Below are 3908 nucleotides of genomic sequence, written 5' to 3' on the forward strand. Positions count from 1 at the left end.
AAAAATTCCTTCGTAAGTTGTATTAGTAAGACTGGCGCTTTAGATGAAAAGAATAAACCTTGGGGTACTAAAACCCTTAGCCCTCAAATTGATAAATTGCTAAAAGCAGGTTTGTTAGTACAGTCAAGTAGATCGAGTCCTGAATGTCATCCGTTACTCACAGAAATTGCTACTCGCCATGCTGTACAAACCGCACAGTTTGAAATCCTCGTTACAGCAGTAGAGGAGAAGCTACCAATACGTACTCACTGGAACAGAGATTCTCGGATTTTCTCCAGTTTGCGCCAGTGTATCAGAGAAATCCGCATTGGTATTTATCGCCAAGACCTTAGTTTTATTAATCAGCAAATAGAAGATTACCAGAAGTACAGTGATAGCGAAGAAAAAATAGTAATAGAAAATATCTTTGAGCAGATATACAATAATCCATTTGATGCAGATTGGTTTAAGACCCTTCCACTTGGATTATATGAAAGTGGCATATCAAGTATCCTCTTCAATTCCGCCTTAAAATTATCTGCTTGTGAAGATGCGTTGACGCTGCTAGAAGAAGAATGCTCTGATAGTGAAAAACATTGCTCAGATTATCTACACCTGATTTTGACAGAACAACTGTTGTTACAGGGTTGTACCCAAGAAGTACAAGAAAGTCTGGAGCGTGTATCAAATGAATATCAAAATAACGCTGCGATCTTTTGGGGTTGGTTAAGTTTTCTGCGGGGTGAAAATGAACAAGCGATAAAATATTATACAGATGCCCTGAAAGCGATCAAAAAGGCTACAGGCAAACGGCAAATATATTTCAATACAATTGGGGGCTTATTTTTTATCCTCGCATTGTTAAAAGATGGTTCAGTGCAACGCCTCAAAGAAGCAGAAGAGTATAGCAGTTTGATGTCCCGTCAAGGGGATCATTGGCTCAGGTTCACTTATGGCAGACTGAAAATGGTACTGCAAGTACACCTTGGTGATATTACTCAAAAACAATTTGTAGTTAGCGGTCATATTTCTTCCGTGGAAGAAGAAAATAGCTTACAAACCTTGTTTTGTTCGCTATGCCTTTACTGGATGGATGCTGAGAGTGCTAAAAAACGCTTACCTAATTTACTAGAACCACTATATCGGCGCTCGCTCGCCTCCGGTTATCACTGGTTGGCAATGGAAACCGCAGAACTCCTATCCCGGCTCAAACCTAGCAGTAACTATAATAAACTTGCTCCCGCACTGCGAGAAGATAGCGATATCCAAACTATCGTAGACTTAATTCGACCTCAAGAAGCCTGGGAAATGTGCCTCAATGCGCTGGCAAATCTCCAATCAAGACCACAAACATCCCTAAAACCAGAATCGGAACTGCGTTTAGCATGGTTTATAACCTTCTATCCCAGCAGATGTGTCTTGCAACCACGAGAACAAAAAGTGAATGCCAAAGGGGAGTGGAGTAAAGGTCGCCCCATAGCCCTCAAGCGTCTCAACAGTGCATTGTCTGAGTTTGATTACATCACACCCCAAGATATGCGGGTATGTAGTTGTATTGAAGTATATAATGATGGCTCTTATTACGGGAAAGTTGATTATACCTTCGGTGAAAAAGCCATCTCTGCTTTAATTGGACACCCGTTGGTTTTTTGGGAAGATACACCCACTATCCGTGTAGAAATTGTCAAAGGAGAACCGGAACTACTGGTTAAGAAAGGGAAACTTGATCGTCTCACCTTGGAATTTGCTCCCAAATTACCAGAATCACAAAATATTCTGTATATCAAAGAAACCCCAACTCGGATCAAAGTCATTGAAATTACTGCCGAACACCGCCGCATCGCCGAGATTCTTGGTAAAGATAATAAATTAAACGTGCCTGCGATCGCAGAGAAACAAGTTTTGGCAGCGATTAATGCCGTCTCTGGCATCGTTACCGTACATTCTGACATTGGTGGTGGACTCGAAGGTGCAGAAGAAGTACCCGCTCAGACTCTACCCCATATTCATCTTTTACCTGCCAATGTCGGCTTGAAAATCAGCCTTTTGTCGCGCCCCTTTGCCCAAGGTGGCCCCTACTATCGTCCTGGTACAGGTGGTGAAACAGTAATTGCCGAGATTGACGGGAAACGTCTGCAAACCAGACGAAATCTACCCCAAGAGAAACAACTTGCTAAAGCTGCCATCAAAGCCTGCCCCACCTTGACGCGAACTGAAGAACAAGATGGTGAATGGGTTATAGCTGATCCAGAGAACTGTTTAGAATTGCTATTAGAACTGCAAGCACTGGGAAATAACATAGTTATAGAATGGCCACAAGGAGAAAAACTGCGTGTTAGCCACAATGCGGACTTGAAAGACTTTAATTTATCAATTCAACGTCAGCAAGACTGGTTTGCAGCAACTGGGGAGTTGAAATTGAATAACGACCTCGTGCTAGATATGCAGCAACTACTAGAACTATTAGAAAAAACCCCCAGCCGTTTTATTCCCCTTGGTGATGGTCAATTTTTGGCTTTAACTCAAGCTTTTCGGAAACGCCTCGACGAATTGCGGATGTTTTCGGAAAAGCATAGTAAAGGTATTCGTTTTCACCCCTTGGCAACATTAGGGTTAGAAGATTTTGTCGATGAGGTAGGTAAAGTAAAAGTAGATAAACATTGGAAGGCACATAGAGAGCGACTTAAGGAGGTGCAGAACCTCCAGCCAGAATTGCCATCTACGCTGCAAGCAGAACTACGCGACTACCAAATGGAGGGTTTTTGTTGGCTAGCGCGTCTGGCACATTGGGGTGTAGGAGCTTGCTTGGCAGACCAAATGGGACTTGGTAAGACCTTGCAGGCATTGGCTGTCATTCTCAGAAACGCCCATCAAGGGCCAACCCTAATTATTGCGCCGACTTCCGTGTGCATGAATTGGGTGAGTGAAGCGCAGAAGTTTGCCCCAACTCTGAATATCATTCAATTTTCTGGTGCTAACCGCCAAAAATTATTAGATGGGTTACAACCATTGGATATGTTGGTATGTAGTTATGGCTTATTACAGCAAGAAGAAGTAGCGCAAATGCTTTCTGGTGTACAGTGGCAAACGATTGTTCTGGATGAAGCCCAGGCGATTAAAAATATGACCACTAAACGTTCACAGGCAGCTATGAACCTAAAATCTAAATTTAAGTTGCTGACTACTGGGACTCCGATTGAGAATCACCTGGGTGAGTTGTGGAATTTATTCCGTTTTATTAATCCTGGGTTATTGGGTTCTTTTGAAAGCTTCAATCAACGCTTTGCTACCCCCATTGAAAAATACCAGGATAAACTTGCACGTAATAAACTCAAAAAACTGATTCAACCATTTCTGTTGCGGCGCACAAAAAATCAAGTATTAGAAGAGTTGCCATCTCGTACCGAAATTCTGTTGTATGTAGAGTTAAGTCGAGAGGAAAAAGCATTCTATGAAGCCTTGCGTCGCCAGGCAATATCTAAACTTACCGAAACTGATGCCGAAGCAGGAAAGAAACATTTGCAAGTTTTGGCTGAGATTATGAAACTGCGCCGCGCTTGCTGTAATCCCAGCCTCGTTATGCCTGATACTGAATTACCCAGTTCTAAGTTGCAACTTTTTGGCGAGGTGCTGGGTGAACTGCTGGAAAATCGTCATAAGGCGTTGGTGTTTAGTCAGTTTGTTGACCATTTGCACATTATTAGAGATTATCTCGAACACCAAGGTATTAATTATCAATATCTAGATGGCAGCACTTCAGTGGCAGAGCGCAAAAAACGGGTGGATGCTTTCCAAGCTGGTTCAGGAGATGTATTTCTGATTAGTCTCAAGGCAGGCGGTACAGGACTGAATCTAACTGCTGCTGATTATGTGATTCATACAGACCCCTGGTGGAATCCCGCAGTGGAAGACCAAGCCTCAGACCGCGC

The 3908-nt window shown here is 42.8% G+C and carries 1 protein-coding gene; it reads left to right on the forward strand.

Going from position 1 to position 3908, the window contains the following annotated elements:
* Window positions 1–3908: DEAD/DEAH box helicase (locus tag H6G97_RS47180; protein WP_190947264.1), on the forward strand; the 3908-nt coding region annotated here is incomplete at both ends.

It is taken from the genome of Nostoc flagelliforme FACHB-838 (genome assembly GCF_014698065.1).
Classification (GTDB): Bacteria; Cyanobacteriota; Cyanobacteriia; order Cyanobacteriales; family Nostocaceae; genus Nostoc; species Nostoc flagelliforme_B.